The sequence below is a fragment of the Flavisericum labens genome (genome assembly GCF_045446075.1).
GTDB lineage: Bacteria > Bacteroidota > Bacteroidia > Flavobacteriales > Flavobacteriaceae > Flavisericum > Flavisericum labens.
This window is the reverse complement of sequence record NZ_JBJJBQ010000003.1, coordinates 367,135-389,844: the sequence shown is the minus strand read 5'-3', so window position 1 is coordinate 389,844 and position 22,710 is coordinate 367,135. Positions and strand designations below refer to the sequence as shown.

Below are 22,710 nucleotides of genomic sequence, written 5' to 3'. Positions count from 1 at the left end.
GCATTCTTAAAAATAAGAAGTTTCATGCAGAAATTGAAATTTTAAACTATATTTGAAAGGTTGTGCAACAGGCACAACGGCTATAGTTCATTGCTTCTGACTTTCCTTTCGGAAAGTCCTCGCAAATTTGCTATCTTCGGTTTACGGCGGAAAATCCTCTCGGATTTTCACGCAACGAAACCATAGCCAAACACGTTAGCCACAATATGACGAAAACCCAAATCAGAAATATAATAACAAAGATTCATTTCTACCTTTTGGGATTTGCTTTACTGAATTTTACCCTGAAAAGCACGATTGAAATAAGTCTGAATTATAGACTTGCTTATATTATAAACTTATTAGTTTATGGAAGTGGAATTATTCTCTTTTTCTGGAATTTAAAGCCATTTAAGAAAATTGGATTTTACTTTAGTTTTTATGCAATTACGCCAATTTTGACTTTATTATTCTGGTTATTTGTAAGCTTCCCCTAAAACTGAACTGTTTAAAAGTAGAATAATAATCCCAAATTTGTATTGAGAACTATTCATTTTAATAAATGAACCTACTTCATAACCAAATCCAAATTCCAAAAGTTGTTTTTCATAAAGTGTATTTTGACCGACAGCTAAATTTGAGATGAGGTCAAATTGGAGAAATTTTCTTGGCACAAATAACCCCGGTACTAGCTACTTTAAGACATGTAGTTGATAGATATAATATCACTTTTACAACTCTATAAAATTACCAGTACATTTTTATGCTTTAGGTAGACACCCTATAAAAAGCCCTGTTTTACAACGTTTTATTGATTAAAATTGAATGTAAAACAACTTAAAAAAATTGCGATATTTTTTTTATCACCTTTTTATCACTTTTTTACCATTGCTATTATTACTTATTTACCATCTTGCTTTTTTTTGGTAAATTATAATTACTTAGATTAGGAAACTTAATTTTTCACTATAATTAAGCAGGTATTTCTCTAGTATCTCAAAGTTAAAATTTGGTGTGTATGAATATCCATCTGCAAATTTATAATCCTTGCCAAAATCGGTTGTTACGTTTTGGACTCTAATAAGATCCAGTAACACCTTATCAAATTCTAACACCAAGTGTTTTGGAAAATGGTCGGCCGTTTTTTTGAGTGTTCCTATATAACCTTCCAGTTCCCCGGGTTGCTCTTTAAATGTATTAGACCTTCTTTTGGAGTAAATCCAAACTATTAATTGTAAAAAATCTGTTGAGTTAATGAATTCCTTCTTTTCATTTTTAATTATTTCCCCTTTACATAAACTTCCATCGAAATAATTTGATAGCAGCTCCCTAACATATTTGGATATCGTCTGCTTTCTTAATCCTGCCCTGTTCTTTACTTTTTCTTTTAACTCGTCAGATAACTTTAAATTAATTGAAGTGACCTCTTTTTTCATTTCTGTTTACGTTTATCTTAATTTAGAATCGCTTTATTTCACTTAATTCAAATTATAACCGGTCTAGCCTAACTTCACATTGAAGACCCTTTCCAACAGGTATTCATCTGCTTCTTGTTCTGTTAACAGCAATGGCTTCTTTGATGGTTTTGTTACTTTTTGCTTTTTGTTTATTGCTTCACCGCTCCTGCTCGCCTGCAAATCATTGCTTAGCAATCCACTTATTGGCAATATCGCTTCATTTTCTGCTAAAATATCCACCACATTTGTTGTGGCTGTCTCATCAATATTAAATTGAAATTCCTGGTCGAGCATGGTTAAATGCTTATCGAGAACAATACATTGGTACTCAAATAATGGTTTTTGACCATGGTACTCCTGGGGTATCTGCTTTTCAAGGTTATTGAGCAGCCAATCATAGACACCGGCCCATGTTTTTACCTGTGACAGATACTTTTCAAATAGAAAACCAAAGGATTTATTTTGGTGGCCTTCTTTTATCTCTAAAAGTTGAAACAGATTGCCATTCAAGACATCTTCCTTTTTATAAATCTCCAAAGCATTGACAGGGGTTGTTATAGACCCCACATCCCCATTGGCCTTTAGTATCCCCGTATCTTCAAAAAATCCATATACATCCAGCATTTGCCTTGTTTCTGCTGATAAATTTGGAAATAGCGCTTTCGGGAAATAAAATACAGACGGCATGTATATACGTTTCAACAGTTCTTCCATATGCTTGCCCGCACTCATTATTTTGCCTTTTTAATTAAATGACTGGAATAATCTTTTGGTAATTCTGCGTCAATATTTCTCAAGTAGCTTTCTAAGGCGGACATGGATGCATGCCCCGTTATTTGCATTAAGCTGCTCTTTGCTGAAAACGGTGATGATTCACTAACCAAAGACCGATATAGCTTTGTAATGAAGGTATGCCTAAAGCTATATAATCCATAGTTTTTATCTAAGCCAAAATGCTGTTTTACCACCTTGTTAAAACGATTACTGAAAAACCCTCTTCTACTGCTTAAGGTCGCTTCCCAAGTACCACCGATCTTGTTTGGTGTAAATAAGAGCATATCCCCATCAATACCTCTTAAATCCGGCAGGTCCTTTACTAGTATATCGGGTATGATCTTTGTTTTCAAGGCTTTGTTCTTGGCTTGGAACTGCAGTGTATTGGAATCAAGGTTAATATCTTTCACCCGTAACCTGCACACTTCAATGGGTCTCAAAAAATTATATGAAACAAATTTTATAAAAAGAAGCATTATAGGGTCCTGCTTTTCGAGATAATCAAAAATATCCTGATGCTGCTTCTCTGAATAGGTCTTGTTGCGCTTGGGATTGGTTTTTAATTTAGCAATGGCACTGATAAAATTTTTGTCTATAATATCATTATCCTCCAATACTTGAAACAAGCTCCCCAAACAGGTCCTGTAATTGTTTCTATTTCTAGGGGATGTTTTTAACTGTACGTGGTTTAAAAATTCTGAAACCATCTTCTTATCGACCTGATCTATAGTTTCTATGGTTTTAAAGCGCTCTGATTGCCATTTTAGGAACAGATCACAGCGACTTCTGTAATCTACCAGGGTTCGCTCTCCAACAATATTCGTTTTAAGCTTCAGGGCATATTCTAATGCTTCCTTGACTGGCAGACCTTGCTTATCTTCTTCCTTAGGCACTTCTTCTGGCGTCGATATGACTTCTTTAGTGCTTGAAGTCTTGTCTTGTGGGTTCTCCCCTGCCGGACTTTTTGTTTTCTTTAAATAGCGCGCTGTATTATCCTCAAAAGGATCATAGCCTTCTTTTAATAGTTTGAGCAGACGCTTTTTGTAAAGGCTTAACAGAAAATAACGGGACTCCTTGGTTTTGTAGCGGTTGGTTTTCCCATAGATGTTTTTCATCCGCTTGAGTTTGCCCGTTCGTGGATCGACAAATGAAAAGTAAACGTACCAGCGTTTGGTCAGGTCTCCGTTGGCATCGTAAATTTTGGGCTCAGAAAATTTTAATTTGTGTTCAGATTCGTGTTCCAAATCGTGTTCATTTTGGGGCTCGAAGGTAATTAATTCTAAAATGTTATCCATAAAAAAACGGTTTAGAGTGAACTAAACCGTTGCCTTTAGAGGATTTTCATCTTTGTAGCGGGAACTGGACTCGAACCAGTGACCTTCGGGTTATGAGCCCGACGAGCTACCTACTGCTCTATCCCGCGATATTGGATTGCAAATATACAATCCTTTTTACTTTTTACAATAAGAAATTTACAAAAAATTACTGCTCTATACTATCAGCCTGAAAATCTTGAAGTTCTGACCCAAAAAATTTTAGCTTTATTTGAATAGGATTACAACAAACCTCGCAATCCTCAATATAATTTTGATTTGAAATCGTATTGTCCAATAGCATGGAAATACTTTCCCAGCAATAGGGGCATGTAAAATAATGTTCAACCATCACCTAAAAACAAAAAAAGCCATCAAACTTTGATGGCCTTAATTTACTAATTTTATAAAAACTTAAATTATTCTTTTTCAATATCCATAGTCGCAGTAGCATTCTGCAAATCTAACATCTTTAACCCTGGAGGATTCTTTCCAGAAACCGTGATATATTCTTGATTCAAGTTATTATCACTTACCATCATGGTATTCAAGTTTGGCAAGTTCATAAACTCCATTGGCAATTCCCCTGTAAATTCATTACTTGACAACAACAACTCTTCTAGTTGTAGTAATTGCGAAATTTCAACTGGAATTTCACCATCCATTTGATTATCCATCAAACTTAACTTTTGCAATTTTGATAAAGCATAGATTTCAGTTGGAATTTGACCTGTTAAGAAGTTACTCCCTAACAAAAGTTCTTTAAGGTTAGTCAACTCCATTAATGAACTAGGCATTTCTCCCGTTAATTGATTACTATACAGTTTTAACGACTCTAATTTTTTTAAAGTCCCAATTTCAGAAGGAATATTTCCCTCAAATCTATTCATAAAAAGCTCTAAAGAAACCAGATTTTTTAAATTTTCTAATGAAGATGGAATCTCGCCACTAAGTTTATTAAAACCTAAACTAATCTTTCTTAAGTTTGTAAGTTCTCCTATCTCCTGAGGAAGGCTTCCACTTAAATTATTAAACTGCAAATTAATTTCCACAACGCTGTTGTCTTCAATTTTAACACCGTACCAAGTATCTACAGACGCATTTATGTCCCAAGTAGAATTCCAATTGGCTCCATTTGTAGAATTATAAAGTGCGATTAAGGCGCTTTTTTCTGTTTTAGAAACATTAGCAAACGAATAGGCCGATATTAAGAAACATACAACTAAAAGTTTAAAAGTCTTCATTTTAAATTAGATTTGGGATTAATTCTCCTACGAAAGTAACCAGAAACAAGACTAAAAACTATTTTATTCGATGAAATGCATTTTTTTTTAACATTTACCTATCGATAAACTGTTTTAATATATAAATTAAAGTTGTTATAATTATTGAAACCTCAAGGTTAAAACTTTACATTGAGTAATTCACCACAAATCTGAAGCATTTGCAGCTCTGCAAGCTTAGCTAGGTATTTTGCTCTATTCCTACTCAATTCTGTAGTTAATAAATTCAGTTGCGCTTGCCTAAACTCTATAGAATTAACTTGACCGAGTTTAAATTTTTCCTCCGTCCGGTCAAAATTATTTTGGGATGTTTTTATATTTTCCTCCTGAAGCCTGTAGATATCCAATTTATTCTGATAATCATCCCATGCGTTCATAAAATCGTGATCTATGGCAACTTCCAATTGTTGCTTTTGGATATTAATTGCTTCTAGGTTTATTTTTGCGTTCTTGACACGGGTAATGGCACTGCCGCCATCAAATAAATCCCATGTTAAATTTAAGCCTCCCGAAAGACCTGTGTTTGTTGATACCGCCACAAAAGACGCTGCATTATTATTGTTTTTATTCCAACCATAACTACCAGATAAACCAATGGTTGGCAAGTATGCGGATTTTTGTGACCTAACCCCAAGAGAGTTGATATCAATATTTTTATTAATCTGCAGCAACCCTACATTATTGGCCTTAGCTTTTTGTAAAAGCACTTCTTTATTATAAAGATTATTAAATTCTACCGAAGTATCAATATTAAAGCCGTTCACTAATGTATTTCCCAAAACAAGGTTTAAATCTCTTTTGTAATTCTGTAATTGTTGTTGAGAATTCATCAAGTTAATACTATCGTTGTTAATATCAACCTGAGCGTTTAAAACGGCTAACTTCGTATTTTGTCCATATTCAAACTGATATTCTGAGCGTGTTAACCTATCATTTGATATTTCAAGAGTTTGCGCAATAGCACTTGTATTTTCAACAAGTTCAGCCACATTATAATAAACGGTAAATAACTGCAAAATGGTGTTTTCAATAGTTTCCCGGGCTTGCAGCTCCGTTAACTGTTGTGTCTCTTTTAATTGCTTATAATTATAAGCACGCCCCAATCCATCAAAAAATATGTAATTTAAATTTACTGATGCATTGTATCTGGAACTTTCAGCACCATTAAGTGTTGTTACACGTCCATCGGAAAACTCGGCCTCGGTATTATCCAAATTAAATGTTCCTCCCGCACTTCCTGTAACTGTTGGAAGATATCCCGAATTTAAAATACTTGCATTGTTTATGGCTAATTCAACATCTTTTTTGGCCAATTTAACACCATAGTTATTTTCTAATGCCAGATCTACGGCCTTTTCTGGCGTAATAAGCTCTTGTGCAAAACCAAAACTTTGCACTATTAATAGTCCGATACAAAAAACGCATTTAATGTTCATCTTCTTCTTTTTGTTCTTTTATTGCTCGTTCTACCTCCTCTTTTGTCACATCATTACCAGTGGCCAACCATTTTACATTCTTCTTAATGTCGTTGCTAAATGATAAAAACAAAGGCAACACTAACAAGGTAAGTATGGTTGCGTAGGCTATTCCAAAAGAAATAGAAATAGCCATAGGTTTTAAAAACTGGGCTTGCCTACTTTTTTCAAGTAGTAAGGGTGCTAATCCAGCCACAGTAGTCAAGGATGTAAGGAAAATAGCCCGAAACCTTGATTTTCCGGCTTCTGAAAGGGCCTCATCAAAATTTAAACCTTCTCTTAGATTCGTATTAAATTTTCCAATTAGCACTAAGCCGTCGTTTACCATAATACCAATTAGTGCAATAATGCCCAGAAGTGAAAGTGTGCTTAAAGGAAAACCCCAAAACCAATGACCCCAAGCTACAGCTGTCAAACTAAAAGGAACTAATATTAGCAAGAGTAATGGTTGACTGTAACTCCTAAAAGTAAATGCTATAACAATGTAAATTAATATTAAAATTGGTATTCCAACCATTTTTAAAGAGCTCAACAACTTATCCGACTCCCTATTTTGTCCTTCAAACGATGCCGAAATTGTCGAGTATTTAGATTGAATTTCAGGAATAACATTTTCTTTTATATCATCCAATATCTCCGCCGTACTTTGGTTTGGATCCTTCAAATCCGCAGACACTTGTATTTCGCGATGTCCCTCCAAATGGTTTATTGCTACGTCGCCTCTTTCGATGTTGTAAGTAGCAATATCCTTTAAAGTAACACGTTGACCTGAGGGTGTTACTATTCGCATATCGTCCAAGTTATTAATGGATTCCCTATCGCTTCGGTCGTATCGTACCCAGACCTTAATTTCATCTTGACCGCGCTGAAAACGTTGGGCTTGAACACCAAAAAAACCACCACGAACCTGCGACATCACTGTTCTTAAATCTAAGCCCAATAAATAAGCACTTTCTTTTAACTGAAGCCGGATTTCCTTGATTCCAGCAGGGTCGTTGTCCTCTATATCTTTTAACAACGGATTGCTTTGCAAAACCTCTTTAAGCTCAGCCTTCGCGCCTTTTAAATCTGCAATATTATTGCTTAAAAGGGATACGGAAACAGGACTGCCTCCAAAATTTCCTCCAGAGCCAAAAATCAGTCGCTCAGTACCTATTACTGGACCAACCAATTCTTTTAAACGGTTCGACACTAAAAACGATTGTACTTCATCTGGACGCTCTTCCCCGGGAAGCATATTAATTTCCAATCTTGCGCTTGACGAACTGTTTAAAGTTAAAACAGTATTTTCAAAAAGTTCTTTGCCTGTTCCTTTTAAATATTTTTCCGTGAATTCCTTATTCACTAAATACGATTTCTTTTCAATCATCGATATAATAGAATCCGTCACTTTTACATTGGTCCCATTTGGCATATCCAGTTCTACGGAAACTGTATCGCTGGCAATAGCGGGAAATCTAGTCATACCGATTATTCCGCCACCAATAGAACCAAACGTAAGCACTAAAAGCGCAACAAAAATCCCTAATGAAAGTAATTTAAATTTTAAAACAAAATCTAAAGTTGGACTGTAAATATTGTCTCTTAAAAACGACATGATTCTATCGCCCAGCTTATTGATGAAACGCATTTTAGCAAAAAACTGCTTCATTTTAGAAGGGTTCTCAACTTCAATCGGTTTTCGCAATGCCTTGGAATGCGCCAAATGCGCAGGAAGAATAATTAACGCTTCAACTAAAGAAACTACTAAAGTTAAAATTACGATAACCGAAACCTCACTAAAAAATTCGCCAATTCTACTATCTAAAAACAAAAACAATGAAAATGCCAACAGCGTTGTTATAATGGCTGAAATTACTGGTGGAATAACTTCCATGGTACCATCAATAGCGGCCTGTATGGGTTTTTTTCCTTTTTCATAATGCTGATAAATATTTTCAGCAATTACAATACCGTCATCAACCAAAATACCAATAACTAGAATCATCCCAAAAAGCGATAACACATTTATGGTAACATCAAATTGACCTGCAAAAATAAACATACCCAAAAACGAAATAGGAAGCCCAAAAGCCACCCAAAATGCCAAACGGGTATTTAGGAATAACGATAAGAAAATAAGCACCAAAATAATTCCAGCCATACCATTCTCTATCAGCAACTTGGTACGCTGATTTAAGGCAATCGACATATCCCTAACAACATTTAAGCTTACGTTGTTATGGCTTTGGTTATACCCTTCAATGTAGTCTTTCACCTTATCGGCGGCCGAAATTAAATCTTCATTATTAGTACTAGTAACGGTAATATTAACCGAAAGATTTTCATTAAAATAGGATGCATTTGGTGTTTCTGAAAAACGGTCACGAATTATTGCTACATCTTTTAATCGCACCGTTTTACCATCTAGAAAAGCTTTTACGATAATGTTCGAAAGCTCATCGCCATAATACGATCGGTTGTTGGCACGAATCAAATACTCCTCAGCCACTGTTTTTATATTACCACCTGTTACCAAAATATTTGAGGCGCTAACAGCCTGTGCCACATCGGAAAAACTGAGTTTATAAGCCAACAAACTGGTTTGGTTAACGGCAATTTCAATTTCTTCTTCAGGGTATCCTGTGATTTCAATCTGTGAAATGCCATCAATGGCCCGTAGGTCGTTTTCTACTTGACGTCCCAATTGTTTTAAGGTCGCTAAAGGAATATCATCCCCACTTAAAGCAAATGATAAGGTTTGCCTCATTTCCTCACGTTTTGCAACAATCAAAGGCTCCATACCCGTTGGAAACGATGGCACCCTGTCTACCGCATTTTTCACCTCCAAAAGCATAAAATCGATATTTTCGCCCTTTTCAATCTCTACGGTGATAGAACCACTGTTTTCTCGAGAAATGGACGTAACACGGTCTATGCCCTTTAACCCTTTTAAGTTATCTTCTATTTTAAGTACTACACCTTCCTCTATTTCTTGAGGAGATGCACCTGGATAAGTAATGTTTATATTAATGATTTTCGACTCTACCAGCGGAAAAAAAGACGACTTAAGAGACAATATACCAATAACACCAAAGACAAAAAACGCGAAAATAAAGATGTTTACAGCAACATGATACCGTATAAAGTAACCAATTAATTTTCTCATGGTTTAGCTTCTTTTTCCGTTTGAGTTTCAAAAGGTTTTACGAGCATACCGGCATAAGCCCCTGGAACCGACTTTTTTAGAATAACCGTGCCATCAGGTATGTTTTTCAAAATCACTTTAGTGTCCGAAAAATAAACCGGCTTAACGTCAATAACATCTAATAAACTATCGCGAACCACAAAAACCTGCTGATTTTCCAATAGAAGGTTCCTATCAATTTGAATGGCGTTAGGCTCTTCTTTTGCCTCCAACTTGGCTTCCAAATACATGCCTTCTTTCAAATCATCATGTTTAACTTCAATGAAAGCAGTTATGGTTTGCGTATCAGGATCAATACTGCCGTTGACGCGCGACACCTCGCCCGCATAAGTTTCCGTCTCATTTAAGTTATTGAGAACAACTGGTTCGCCAACTTTTAACAAATTGGCGTAATCTTTACTTAATGCCACTTCCATTTCGTAAACCGAGGTGTTAATAAATTCACCCAGTTTTTGGCCATTTCTAATTAATGAACCTTCAGTAACCAGAGCTTCGGTTAAAATACCCGTAAATGGGGCCATAATGGTAAATTTAGAAAGGCGCTGCTCTTGGTTTTTTACGTTATAATAATCAGTAACAATATTGCGCCCTGTAATAAAATAGTTTTCCTTTTTAGAGGTCATTTCAGGCAATTCAGGAGTTGACTTGCCCATGTCGAAACCATTAAGGTAAGTTTGCCACTTTTGATATACCTCAGGAAAATCAAGACGTAAATCGGGCATAATAGCCGCAATGGTATTATATAATTTACTCTTTGCAGATTGTACGTTGGCGAAATGCTCGGATGCATCCATTCGAATAAGTGCCTGGCCCTTATTGTATTCTTGACCTGGTTTAAACAATTTGGACGACGATTTAAAAATACCTTGCACCTCAGAATATAATTCTACGCGATGTTTGGCTACTAAACTACCATTAGCGGGAATTATAATTTTAACTGTACCATTTTTTACCGTATCAGTAAAAACTGTTTTGACCACCTTTTCCTTAACGGGTTTCGGTTTATTTTTGTTATCGATAAGTCTTTTAGCAAAAAGAACGGAAAAGACAATTAGTAAAATTCCGAGAACGGAAAGTATAATTTTACGCATATTGGAAATTTTGATAATCAAAGACCAAAATTACCTAAATTGTTGATTTAATCAGTTAAAATAAACATAAAAAACTAGACTTCAAAAGCTTCAATTGCAAGCTGAATATCCTCCCATTGTTGCAAATAGTCTTGCAAATCGGTTTTCTTTTTTTGGTAGTTATCAAAGAAATTGGGTTTTGAAGACGTTTCTTCGTAGTTGGTCTCCAATTCCACATCAATAGCTCTTATATCGCGTTCTAATTGGTTTATTTTAGATTCAACATTACTTAGCTTATTATTAAGTGATTTCAGTTTTTTCTGCACTTCATAACTTTGTTGTTTCTTCTCTTTCGGAGTTTCTTTAACCACTGTCCGTTTTTCAACTTCACGTAAATTATCGACTTTGCGCTGTTCTAGGTAGTAATCAATGTCTCCCAAATATTCTTTTAGTTTATGGTCTTTAAACTCATAAACAATATTGGTCAATCCCTGAAGAAAATCACGGTCGTGCGATACCAATATCAACGTACCCGCAAAACGTTTTAAAGCTTCCTTTAGCACATTCTTAGATTTAATATCCAGATGGTTTGTAGGCTCATCCATAACCAGTACGTTAAAAGGTTGCAACATCAATTTGGCCAATGCCAACCTGTTTCGTTCGCCCCCAGAAAGCACCCTTACATATTTTTCTACCTCTTCGCCGCGGAATAAAAACGACCCTAAAATATCCCTAACTTTACTACGGTTGGTTTCGTTGGCAGCATCAATCATGGTATCGAGTACGGTTTTGTTGCCATCTAAATACTCGGCTTGGTTTTGGGCAAAGTAGCCGATTTGCACGTTGTGACCCAGTTTTAAATGCCCTTTGTGCTTTATTTCACCTATAATGATTTTAGCCAGTGTCGATTTACCTTGTCCGTTTTGGCCAACAAAAGCGGTTTTGCTATCGCGTTCAATCAATAAGTCTACACTAGTGAGTACTCGATTATCACCGTAACTTTTTGAAATTTCTTCAGCCTCAACCACCACTTTCCCAGGCGTAACCGATATCGGAAAATTAAGTGTCATCACACTGTTATCATCTTCGTCTACTTCAATTCTATCAATTTTATCGAGCTTTTTTATTAACGATTGCGCCATGGTTGCTTTAGACGCCTTGGCACGAAATTTTTCAATGAGTTTTTCGGTCTGCTCAATTTGTTTTTGCTGGTTTTTTTGCGATGCCAACTGCTGTTCCCTAAGCTCCTCGCGTAACACCAAATATTTTGAATACGGTTTTGGATAATCGTAAATTCTTCCCAAGGAAATTTCAATAGTTCGGTTAGTTACGTTATCCAAAAACATTTTATCATGCGAAACAATAACTACGGCCCCGGCATAATTCTTTAGAAAACCTTCCAGCCAAATAATCGATTCAATATCCAAATGGTTAGTAGGCTCATCCAAAAGCAAGATATCATTATTTTGAAGCAGTAATTTGGCCAGTTCGATTCTCATACGCCAACCTCCGGAAAACGTATCGGTTAGTTTATCAAAATCTTCACGCTTAAAACCTAAACCTTGAAGTATTTTTTCGGTATCGCCTTGATAATTATATCCACCTATAATTTCATATTGGTGCTGCAATTCGTTAATATCAACCATCAGTTGATGGTAACCCTCACTTTCATAATCGGTACGCTCAGCCATTTGGGTATTAACAGCCTCCATTTTTGATTCCAGTTCCTTTATTTCGGTAAAAGCTTCATACGACTCTTCTAAAACCGTTCGGCCAAAAACAAAATCAATGTCCTGCTTTAAAAAGCCTATTTTCAGTTCCTTATCGGCTGCAATTTGTCCCGTATCGGGTTCCATTTCCTTCGACAAAATTTTAAGCATGGTAGATTTTCCAGCACCATTCTTGCCAATAAGACCAACCCTGTCGCCATTACCAAGCTTAAACGTAATATCTTCAAAGAGGTATTCTCCTTGGAATGAAATCGATAAATTATGAATATTCATCATAGAAATGTAACCTTTAGCACAAACCCATTAATATAAATATGTAATTTTACAACCGAATTTGCGCCTGCAAAAATACACTAAATAATATGTTTAAAAAAGGAACAAAGCTATATAGCATATTTACTGGTACATGCCCTAAATGCCACGAGGAATCCATGTACGCCAACAAAAATCCGTATTTACTTTCTGAAGCATTAAGCATGAACGAAAAATGCAGCCATTGTGGCACCAAATACAAAATCGAACCTTCCTTTTTTTATGGCGCTATGTACGTAAGTTATGCCGTAGGAATTGCTTTTGCTGTAGCCGCATTTGTAATAAGCTACTTTGTTTTTAACGCTAGCCTTAATTGGATATTCATTTCCATTGTTGGCACTTTAATCGTGTTTATGCCAATCATAATGAGGATTTCCAGAAATATTTGGATTAACTTTTTTATGAGTTATGATAAATCTTTGGCTAAGAAAAAATAACAGGTGTACGTCCTAACTATACCAACACCTACTCTTTTTCAAATCGTTTGATATCAATCTCTTTTTCTAAAGGTGTACCATTTTCAACAAAATTGTAAAGTTGCTTAGCTACATAAGGTCCAATCATAACGCCACGCGTTCCTAAACCATTAAGCACAAACATATTTTCATGGCGATGGTGCTGTCCAACCAAAGGCCTGCGATCCTTAACCGTTGGTCTAACACCTGCTACTTGATTAATAATATCAAAATCACAAGCAAGCAACTTTTTTAACTTACCCAGAAGTATTTCTTTAGCCTTTTCGGTTGTTTTATTACTCAAATCCTTCCATTCGTATGTGGCACCAACAATATAACACTCTCTACCCAACGGAATTAAAAATACACCTGACTTTAGAACGTAGTCAATTTTCAAATTAGGGGCTTTAATAATTAAAAGTTCACCTTTGGCGGGTAGCAATGGCAAATTTTTAAAAAACGGATTTTTAACTAGCCCAAAACCTTCGGCAAAAACGATATGCTTTGACGTGATGTCTTTGTAAACCACCTCTTCATTTTTAGTATTCAGCTCATCGTATTTAAAAGATTCTTCAATCAGTAGTCCCTTTTTCAATAGGTCAGATTTATAAGCTTCAACCATAGTTTTAACATCAATTCGGCCTGTTTGGAGCACTTCGCCAAAACCAAAAGACGCCTCAATAGCTTGATTTTTATTTTTGATAATATCTGTTGAAATGTATTCAGAAAGTAATGGCTTGTCTGATGCCACAAACCAATCATTTTGCTCTTCGAGCGATGCAAATTTTCGGTAAACTGGAAGTTTATAATCCAATTTTACGTTTAGTTCTTTTTCAATTTGGGCGTAAAGCGGTAAGGCTATGTTAAGCTGTTCTTTGCTTTTCCAAACCGATGTAAAGCGCTTAAGTACAACCGGGTTGTACAAACCACCCGCTACGGTTGATGATTGCTGAGAAGCATCATCAAATGCCACAAAAGTTTTCTTATTCGTCTTTAGCTGTTCGCAAAAACTAATGCCCGCTATACCAACACCTACAATAATATAATCTGTTTGCATAATTTTATACGAATATACTCAGAAAAGCCGTTTTCATCAGTAACATAAACAAAAAAAGACCATCATTTTCATGATGGTCTTTCTATAACTATTTGATATTTTCATTGGATTAGTAAGTCCACATATCCAACTCAAAATCTCTAATTTTATCTTTAATCCTTTCAGATTCCAATAACTGCATCAAAGCATTGTCTGATACATATTCTGGAATAGTACGGTCTTGCTGAACATTTTCTTCTTTATAGATATATGCCTGAAAACGTCTAGCGTTCAACACATGATCAAAAGAAAACGGCATAGAACTATTTTTATCATTAAATGATTTGGCTTCGTGCAATACCTCCCTTGCATCTGGAAAAAATACCCAAAACAATTCTACCAAATCTGGTGTATCAGAATCAATAAAGTTTACATCGGGCGCAACAGGAGCAATACCTAGTAGCCTGTATTTCATTTCACTTTGTCGCTTATCGAAATACCAAAGTCCCCTAATGCGATACTCTTTAATATCAGCTGCTGTAATGTCTCTTCTAATAATATATTGTGCAGACAGTTCTTCACCAGCATTAATTTGCTCAATACCCAACTCTGTGGTATCAATCATCTTTAGTGCTCCTTCAATATCTTTTAAAGTTCGCTTTGTAGTAAAATAAGAATCATCATAAATATCCCCTATTGTACCGTTTTGGATGTTCTTCATGAGCACATCATACAACGACCTTCTATTGCTACCAATATTGTTAGTGTCTATAGGATAGTACAAAGGAAAGTTCGCACGCTCATCTAGAACGATTTTTTCCCATACTTGTTTAGAATACAAGATATCCCTATCATCAACATAACCATATTCCAATGGCTTATCATTGTCAACTGCTTTCTGAGCTTCGGTTCTTACACCAATTTCCTCAGGACTTGTGGCGTTGAGTATATTGGCTTGTGCAAACATACTTGAGGCCGTTAAAACAGTTGCAGCGGTTAATAAAAAACTTTTTAGATTCATCTTAAATTTTATTTTGTATTATCAATATTCGGGATGGTTGGTTCAATAACCATCCCAAATAGTTTTTCTAATTTGTAAGTTCAATAAGCACTGGCGATACTTTCTTAAGTATAACACTTACACCACTAGCCTTAGCTTCAATATCAAATATTTGAACCGAAGAACCACGTTTTGCTTTACGCAATGCGCTTTTTGCCCTACTATCTAACTTATTTCCGTTAACATTTATTGTAGGCTGTCCTGGAACTTTAAATTTAAATCCTGTAACTCGTAATGGCAATTCAAAGTCAAAATCATCAAACATAGCGCCAACAGTAGAAATCTCAAGGCTGTTACGTTGCATTTTTACTTGGCCATCTTCACCTCTAATGGTTCCGGTTGGTTTCGGTAAATCTTTAATTCTGAATTTAGCATTATCACTTACTTTTTTACCATCTGGTAATGTACCAGTAACACTAATGGTTACTTCTCTACCTTGGATTCTTGTAGCATCCATTACATATCGGCTACCACCAGCTCTAGATAAACCTTGAGCACTAGCGCTAACCTTATTGTCTGGAATACCAGCAAAAGAAATGGTCATTGGGTTTTTAACACCACGGTAAACCACATTCATTTTATCGGCTGAAATCGTTGCAGCATTTGGCTTAGCTACAGTTGCAAATGACGAGTTAACAGGTACCTCAATTTCTTCACCATCTTCACCAAAGATTAGCATACCTTCAATTTTATGCTCACCAACACCACCTGTTCCTATTTTCAATTTCACCTTACCGTCTTCAATAGAGTACTGATTTTCTAAAAGCTTTCTTCCATCCAAGGTTAACTCAACTCTTTTAGGTTTCGTAGTAGCATCCTTACGACCTAATACGATTTGACCATCAAACTGCTCGCCATTAAAGTAAGCTGATTTAGAAGTTTCCATCAAAGTGGTATAGTTGGTCATAGACACTTCAGTTGAAAGTGTTCCTTGTAACATATTAGAAAGGATTTCAGACTCTGTAGTTTTGATATCAGCCTGTAACTGGGTCATTTTTGTTAATGATGCCACTAAAGGAAATCCTTTGTAGTGATATTCTAACCAATCAATTTTGATACCATCTCTATTGATTTCTTGATTAGTGCTGAATTTTTCTTTCACATCTTTTACAATGTGATCCATCCCAGGCTCATTCTCAAGAATACTTACTACACCTTCTCTAAAGGAGTTGATTTGGTTTAAAAATTCCTTTCCATCTTCTTTTAACTTGTCGCCCTTAAAGAAATTCTCGTCAAGGTAAGTCCCTTTATCCATGATTTCATAATCGGTAGGATCATCAAGTTTTGCCGTCATTTTACCTTTCAAGTCTTCTAGATAACCATCAAACTCGTGCGCCAAGGCATCAATTTGATCGGCCTTAGCTTTTAAAGGCTTATATTTTTCTGGCTGATCTGTAGCTTTTTGTTCTAAACTTGCTACGAAATTATTATTTCTTTGTTCTGTAGCTTGGTTAGAATCTGTAAGCTTTTCGTTCATTAATCCGAATGCTGAAAGTACTTCTTTCGACATATTCAATGCTAGCATCGCAATGAATATCAAATACATCAGATTAATCATTTTCTGTCTGGGTGATAAATTTGCTTGGGCCATGTTTTAATTAGGTTTTTGGTTAATTAATAAATTTAGGATTAACCCCTAATTATTTGTTCATAGCAGATAGCATACCACCGTAAACACCATTTAATGATGACAGATTAGACGCTAATGATTGCATTTGCTCTTTTAATTTAGTAGCATTTTCTACAGACTCTTCATTAATAGCAGCCTGCTTATTAATGCTTTCTAACTGTACTTTGTACAAGCCATTAAGAGATTCCATTTGTGCTGCGGCCAATGACAATTCTTCACCATATTTTTTAGTCGCTTCAATTGAATCAACTGTAGATGACATATTTTTAGCTGCTCCTTCAAAGTTTTTGATACTGTCGCCTAAACTAGCGATTAATTCACCATCAATTTTAGCTTCTTTTAAAAGGTTGTCTAATTTCTTAGATAACAATCCTTGAGCATCTTCTTTTGATTCGCTTTTGCTTGATTGCCCTCCGGCTAATTCTGGATATACCAAAGACCAATCTAAATCTTCATCAACAGGTTCGAACGCTGATAAAGCAAATATAATTGCCTCGGTTATCAGACCAATGGTTAACATAACGTTACCTGTAAGTGGGCCTATTTCGAAGTGAATAATTTTGAATAGTGCACCAACAATTACAATTGCGGCTCCTAATCCATAGGCCATATTCATAAATTTCTTGTTTGCTTTTGACTTTACCATAATTTTCGGTTTTAAATTTTAAGTAGATTTACTTAAGTAGGTTAATAATTAGTTTATGATTTTGATTTGATTAAAAATTATTTTCCGCTGCTAGTTACTTGTGTCCCCATGTAATCTTGAACGGTTCTGAAACCTATATAACTTCTTGCTGAATCAGCATATTCGTAATCTCTCGAGCTTACTTGTAAAAAGTATGCTACATCTTTCCAAGATCCCCCACGAACAATTTTACGCTGATTGTCGTTATCATTCACACTTGGATTTATAGTTGATGTATATTGGTATGAAGAAGGATCGTATGATGCATTCACCCATTCTGCTACGTTACCAGCCATATTATACAAGTTGTAATCATTTGGCTCATAAGATTTTGCTTCTACAGTATATAAAGCTTGATCTGCTGCATAATCACCTCTTACAGGTTTAAAGTTTGCCATAAAGCATCCTCTATCACTTTTTGTGTAAGGCCCTCCCCAAGGGTACGTTGCAGCTTGCAATCCGCCTCTGGCAGCATACTCCCACTCGGCCTCAGAAGGCAATCTAAAAGTATTTACCATAGCAGATCCTTTTTTAGACTTTTGGTAAGAGTTTTTGTTAATGGTTCTCCACTCACAAAACGCTTTGGCCTGAGCCCAAGATACTCCAACAACTGGATAATCACTATATGCATCATGCCAAAAATAGTCATTGTGCATGGGCTCGTTGTAAGAATAAGCAAAGTCTCTAATCCAAACGGTTGTATCTGGATAAACTTCAATTTCTTCTTTTATAATAACATCTTTACGCTTAATACCTCTATTTCTAGCCGCTTCTTGAATGTCCATATGGCTGTATTGGAACTTAAATTTGGTTACATCCCAAGTACGTTGACCATTATAAGATTCTTCCATAGGCAAATACATAGTATCCATAACCTCAGTGTAGTACTCGTCAGGATAATCGGCCGTATCAAAAATCAACTCGATATCTTTGTTTATTTTTCGCCCTTCATAACCTGTTGGTCCCAAACCTGTGTAGTTTTCGAACATATATTTTTCATAAACAGACATGTTGGCTGTATCTGCATCTTTAAACGCATACTCTCCAATACCTCCATCATCTGGAACTTTTCCAACTTCATCTGCTAAAACAGCTAGTTTGTATCTAACGATTGAATCTCTAACCCAATTTACAAATTGGCGGTATTCGCTATTTGTAATTTCGGTAGCATCCATATAAAATGCTCTTACTGTAACTGTTTTAGACGGTGCATCTTGCACACCTGCTAAATCGTCATCGGCTTTACCCATGATAAATGCACCACCTGGAATAAGTTCCATTCCATATGGCTTTTCTGGGTGCCATTTTTTTCCTTTAACACCAACCAGCTCGCCTCTATCTTTAGAGCCACAACTAGTTAATATTGCCAATACTGCGGTTAATAAAATAAACTTCTTCATATCCATAGAAAACTCGAGGTTAATTATTCTTGCTTCAATTTTGAGATGGTAAACATATTTATATATTTCTTAAAAAACAACTTTTTATCTAAAAAAATAACATTTCATCGTAAAAAAACAGCGTTTCAACGATGAAATTGACTGTTTAACTATACTTTACTATCAGACGCTGTTCTTTCGAAAAGCCTTGTACCAACGCTCTGGCACTTTATTATTGCACGCATCAAGATAATCTTGATGCATGCATGGTAATAACGTATGTCTTTTTAATTTATTATTAACTTCTGCCAAAAAAGGAATCTCTATCCACCATCTTCCAGTTTTATTGCTTTTATAAAATACCAACTCCTGTTCTTCCACCAAGGTTATGAATTTTTTATAATTCCTATCATCCGAAAAATCGTCGTCCTTTACTCGATAGTTAACACCTTCAATGAAATACCAAAGTATTTGTGCCACCAACATGGCTGTCATTTCATCATCTTTGGAGGGTTTGTATTCATAAACCCCAAAAGAGCTTACCTTATTACTTATACCTGCATAACGTGCAATAGCACAAATTTCTTTTCCGTCTAAACCATTTGGAGAATATTTTTGCCTAAGACTAACTTCTGAACTCTTTACTGAATTCAAATCGATGCTCACAATATGAGCATCTCTCAATGCGGGCTCAACAATAGTAACATCTTTAGAAACTTCTCCCAACCTATACGATTCAAAATAAAGGCTATCCATCAAATCTATTTCTTCCTGGGAATTGAAATAAGTTTGATAGCCAATATTGGCATAATTAAAGAGGTTATAAGGCTTATCTAGAATAATCTTACCCACAAAACTATTGTTTTTAATAGGTTTTGTTGAATCACCCAAATTAAACTGAGCATCAACATTAACAATATTTACCATAGGAATTAGTGAATCGTAAGCCCGATAATTGGCATAGGTTAAATCTTGCGAGCCACCTAATATTAACGGAATCACCCTTTTCTTCACTAAAATACCAATGGCTTCTTTTAAAGCAAAATAGGTGTCTTCAACACTTTCACCTTTATTAATATCGCCTAAATCGGCAACTGTGGTATTCCAACTTCCTGGGAATAGACTGTAAAATCCCTTTCGGATTTCATCCAACTGAAACTCTTCGCCAATATAGTTAACATCGTTTCGGTTTTCTATAACCCCTAAAACGGCAACATCTACACCTTCTAAATCAGGAATTCCATTCTGGGCAGAATGAATTTTAATTTTTCTTCCCAATGCTTGTGCAGACAGTAGCTCGTTATGTGCAAGTACTAAATCTGAAACCGGAGAGAGAAAATTAAAGTTCATGGGCTTTTACTTCTTTTTTGCTGATGTTTTCTTTTTTGTAGTTTTTCTTTTGGACGCTTTCTTCTTTGGGGCTTTAGCCTCAATAATAGCTTTGGCTTCATCGAGCGTCATATCTTTAACCTCAACGGTTTTAGCTAATTCTACTTTCACTTTCCCTTTGATGACGTTGTGCCTACCCCATCTAGCTTTTTCAACACGAATGCCTTCTTCTTCCCAATTGTGAATGACTTTATCTATTTCCTTTTGAATTTTATCTTCAATCAATTCAACGATATCGTCATCTGATAAATTATCCCAATCGTATTTTTTGTTCACATTAATGAACATATTGTTCCATTTAATGTACGGGCCAAAACGGCCTTTACCTTTTTGCACCGGTAAATCTTTATACATATATATAGGTGCATCGGCTTTTTGCTTTTCTTTTATTAAAACAATGGCATCATCCAACTCTACACTTAGCGGGTCAGTTCCTTTTGGTAACGACACGTATGCTTTTCCAAACTTAACAAAAGGACCGTATCGTCCATTATTGACCTCAACGGGCTCACCTTCGTACTCTCCAAGTTGTTTTGGAAGCTTGAATAAATCCATAGCCTCTTCATAGGTAATGGTATTAAGTTGCTGGTCTGGGCTTAAACTGGCGAATTGTGGCTTCTCTTCATCGTCAACCGTTCCTATTTGGACCATTGGCCCGAATCTTCCCAAACGCACACTAACCTGTTTGCCTGTTTTGGGGTCTTTACCTAAAATGCGCTCACCAGATTCTCTATCAGCATTTTCCTTTACATCTTCAACAACAGGATGGAAACCTTTATAAAAAGACTTCATCATTTTTGTCCAATCCTCGTTACCCTCAGCAATTTCGTCAAAATCAGCCTCAACTTTTGCTGTAAAATTGTAATCTAATATGGCATCAAAGTGATTTACTAAAAAGTCGGTAACAATCATTCCGATATCCGTTGGTACTAATTTTCCTTTATCAGAGCCCACTTTTTCAGATAGCATTTTATCTTTTACTACTCCATCCTGTAATTTGAGTTGAGAATAGTTTCGTTCTACGCCATCTACACTGCCCTTTTCTATATAATTTCTATTCTGAATGGTTGAAATGGTTGGCGCATATGTTGACGGACGACCAATACCTAATTCTTCTAATTTTTTCACCAAAGACGCTTCAGTATATCGAGCTGGTGGACGCGTGTAACGCTCTGTTGCTGTGATGTAGCTGTTCAGCAATGCCTCATTAACTTTCATTGCCGGCAACATACCGTCTTGTTCAACATCTTCGTCGTCGGTACCTTCTAGGTACACCTTTAAAAACCCATCAAAAGTAATCACCTCTCCGTTTGCCGTAAACGTTTCATTGTGCGTTGATGCGCTTATTTTAACATTTGTTCGTTCCAATTTGGCTTCGCTCATTTGCGATGCTATGGCACGTTTCCAAATTAAATCGTATAAACGCGCTTGATCTCTATCAATATTTACCGAATGCATCGCAAAATTTGTAGGGCGAATAGCCTCATGAGCTTCTTGTGCACCTTTAGATTTTCCTGTATAATTTCGTGGTTGGCTATATTCATTGCCAAAAGCATCTTTAATTTCGGCTTCGGCTCCTTTTCTAGCCTCATCCGATAAATTCACACTATCGGTTCTCATATAAGTAATTAAACCTGCTTCGTATAGGCGTTGTGCCATCGTCATGGTTTTACTTACCGAAAAATATAATTTACGCGAAGCTTCCTGTTGTAATGTTGAAGTTGTAAATGGTGCTGCTGGTGATTTTTTAGCTGGTTTTTTGGTTAACTCGGCAACGTTAAAATCAGCTTTGGCATTTTTCTCCAAGAATTTTTGAGCCTCTTCTTTATTTGAAAAATTCTTTGGAAGTTTAGCTTTAAAAGTCTGGCCATCTTCATTTGAAAACTCGGCATCAATTCTATATGAGGCAACAGATGTAAATCCTTCAATTTCTCTTTCTTTCTCAACAATCAATCTAACAGAAACCGACTGCACCCTTCCAGCAGAAAGGCCACCTTTAACTTTTCTCCATAAAACGGGAGACAGTTCGTAACCTACAATTCTATCCAACACACGGCGTGCTTGCTGTGCATCAACCAAATCGTAATCAATCCCTCTTGGGTTTTCAATGGCCTTTTGTATAGCCGATTTTGTTATTTCGTGAAAAACAATACGTTTGGTTTTGTCTTTATCGAGCTTTAAAGTCTCCGCTAAGTGCCATGCAATGGCCTCTCCCTCGCGGTCTTCATCACTTGCTAGCCAAACTATTTCTGCTTTTTTAGCTAAATCTCTTAACTTTTTTACTACTGCCTTTTTATCCTTTGAAACTTCATATTTGGGTTTGAAATCACCATCAACATCAACCCCTAACTCCTTCGAAGGCAGGTCGGCTATATGCCCAAAACTAGACTCAACCTTAAAATCTTTACCAAGAAATTTTTCAATGGTTTTTGCCTTTGCAGGTGACTCTACTATCACTAAATTCTTCGCCATACTTCACTTTTTGAAGCTACAAAT

At 35.9% G+C, this 22,710-nt stretch carries 17 protein-coding genes and 1 tRNA gene; 1 reads left to right on the top strand and 17 read right to left on the bottom strand.

The genetic code is table 11. The features are described from left to right. Window positions 1–920: 920 nt before the first annotated feature. The 10 genes from ACIEHO_RS08255 to ACIEHO_RS08210 form a co-directional block, all read right to left on the bottom strand. Window positions 921–1,415 carry a hypothetical protein gene (locus tag ACIEHO_RS08255; RefSeq protein WP_406970536.1) on the bottom strand — a complete coding sequence of 165 codons (495 nt, stop codon included), beginning with the start codon at window positions 1,413–1,415 and terminating at the stop codon, window positions 921–923. 63 nt (window positions 1,416–1,478) lie between these two features. After that, window positions 1,479–2,168 (bottom strand): hypothetical protein, encoded by a 690-nt coding sequence (locus ACIEHO_RS08250; protein ID WP_406970534.1) that lies wholly within the window; start codon window positions 2,166–2,168, stop codon window positions 1,479–1,481. After that, window positions 2,168–3,505 carry a tyrosine-type recombinase/integrase gene (locus ACIEHO_RS08245; RefSeq protein WP_406970532.1) on the bottom strand — a complete coding sequence of 446 codons (1,338 nt, stop codon included), beginning with the start codon at window positions 3,503–3,505 and terminating at the stop codon, window positions 2,168–2,170. The genes ACIEHO_RS08250 and ACIEHO_RS08245 overlap by 1 nt, the downstream gene beginning before the upstream one ends. 55 nt (window positions 3,506–3,560) lie before the next feature. Next, window positions 3,561–3,633 (bottom strand) — tRNA-Met (locus tag ACIEHO_RS08240). Window positions 3,634–3,692: 59 nt separating this feature from the next. Beyond that, complete coding sequence (locus tag ACIEHO_RS08235) at window positions 3,693–3,875, bottom strand: CPXCG motif-containing cysteine-rich protein (RefSeq protein ID WP_406970530.1); 183 nt, start codon at window positions 3,873–3,875, stop codon at window positions 3,693–3,695. 67 nt (window positions 3,876–3,942) lie between these two features. Then, window positions 3,943–4,767, bottom strand: coding sequence for a Two component regulator three Y domain protein (locus ACIEHO_RS08230; protein WP_406970528.1), 825 nt, complete (start codon window positions 4,765–4,767; stop codon window positions 3,943–3,945). 158 nt (window positions 4,768–4,925) lie between these two features. Continuing rightward, the gene (locus tag ACIEHO_RS08225; protein ID WP_406970526.1) at window positions 4,926–6,242 is read right to left on the bottom strand and encodes a TolC family protein; all 1,317 of its coding nucleotides are present in this window, start codon (window positions 6,240–6,242) and stop codon (window positions 4,926–4,928) included. After that, on the bottom strand, window positions 6,232–9,429 hold the full coding sequence (locus ACIEHO_RS08220; RefSeq protein WP_406970524.1) for an efflux RND transporter permease subunit: 3,198 nt from the start codon (window positions 9,427–9,429) through the stop codon (window positions 6,232–6,234). The genes ACIEHO_RS08225 and ACIEHO_RS08220 overlap by 11 nt, the downstream gene beginning before the upstream one ends. Further along, a complete protein-coding gene (locus tag ACIEHO_RS08215) occupies window positions 9,426–10,559 on the bottom strand; it encodes an efflux RND transporter periplasmic adaptor subunit (RefSeq protein WP_406970522.1) in 1,134 nt (377 codons plus the stop codon). The genes ACIEHO_RS08220 and ACIEHO_RS08215 overlap by 4 nt, the downstream gene beginning before the upstream one ends. A gap of 74 nt (window positions 10,560–10,633) precedes the next feature. After that, window positions 10,634–12,544, bottom strand: a complete 1,911-nt coding sequence (locus ACIEHO_RS08210; RefSeq protein ID WP_406970520.1) for an ABC transporter ATP-binding protein — start codon at window positions 12,542–12,544, stop codon at window positions 10,634–10,636. An 86-nt stretch (window positions 12,545–12,630) separates the two neighbouring features. On the opposite strand from ACIEHO_RS08210, the gene ACIEHO_RS08205 reads away from it, so the two are divergent. After that, window positions 12,631–13,017 (top strand): DUF983 domain-containing protein, encoded by a 387-nt coding sequence (locus tag ACIEHO_RS08205; RefSeq protein ID WP_406970518.1) that lies wholly within the window; start codon window positions 12,631–12,633, stop codon window positions 13,015–13,017. 28 nt (window positions 13,018–13,045) lie between these two features. Here ACIEHO_RS08205 and ACIEHO_RS08200 read toward each other — a convergent pair whose 3' ends face one another. The 7 genes from ACIEHO_RS08200 to topA all read right to left on the bottom strand — a co-directional run bounded on the left by ACIEHO_RS08200 (window position 13,046) and on the right by topA (window position 22,686). Beyond that, window positions 13,046–14,092, bottom strand: coding sequence for an NAD(P)/FAD-dependent oxidoreductase (locus ACIEHO_RS08200; protein WP_406970516.1), 1,047 nt, complete (start codon window positions 14,090–14,092; stop codon window positions 13,046–13,048). A 109-nt stretch (window positions 14,093–14,201) separates the two neighbouring features. Continuing rightward, window positions 14,202–15,092, bottom strand: a complete 891-nt coding sequence (porN, locus tag ACIEHO_RS08195) for a type IX secretion system ring subunit PorN/GldN (RefSeq protein ID WP_406970513.1) — start codon at window positions 15,090–15,092, stop codon at window positions 14,202–14,204. 67 nt (window positions 15,093–15,159) lie between these two features. After that, a complete protein-coding gene (gene porM, locus ACIEHO_RS08190; protein ID WP_406970511.1) occupies window positions 15,160–16,722 on the bottom strand; it encodes a type IX secretion system motor protein PorM/GldM in 1,563 nt (520 codons plus the stop codon). A 49-nt stretch (window positions 16,723–16,771) separates the two neighbouring features. Beyond that, window positions 16,772–17,407 (bottom strand): type IX secretion system motor protein PorL/GldL, encoded by a 636-nt coding sequence (gene porL / locus ACIEHO_RS08185; RefSeq protein ID WP_406970509.1) that lies wholly within the window; start codon window positions 17,405–17,407, stop codon window positions 16,772–16,774. A gap of 77 nt (window positions 17,408–17,484) precedes the next feature. Further along, window positions 17,485–18,846, bottom strand: coding sequence for a T9SS ring complex lipoprotein PorK/GldK (gene porK / locus ACIEHO_RS08180; RefSeq protein ID WP_456237552.1), 1,362 nt, complete (start codon window positions 18,844–18,846; stop codon window positions 17,485–17,487). A gap of 162 nt (window positions 18,847–19,008) precedes the next feature. Further along, window positions 19,009–20,175, bottom strand: a complete 1,167-nt coding sequence (locus tag ACIEHO_RS08175; protein WP_406970505.1) for a formimidoylglutamase — start codon at window positions 20,173–20,175, stop codon at window positions 19,009–19,011. Window positions 20,176–20,181: 6 nt separating this feature from the next. Further along, on the bottom strand, window positions 20,182–22,686 hold the full coding sequence (gene topA / locus ACIEHO_RS08170; protein WP_406970503.1) for a type I DNA topoisomerase: 2,505 nt from the start codon (window positions 22,684–22,686) through the stop codon (window positions 20,182–20,184). Window positions 22,687–22,710: the final 24 nt, after the last annotated feature.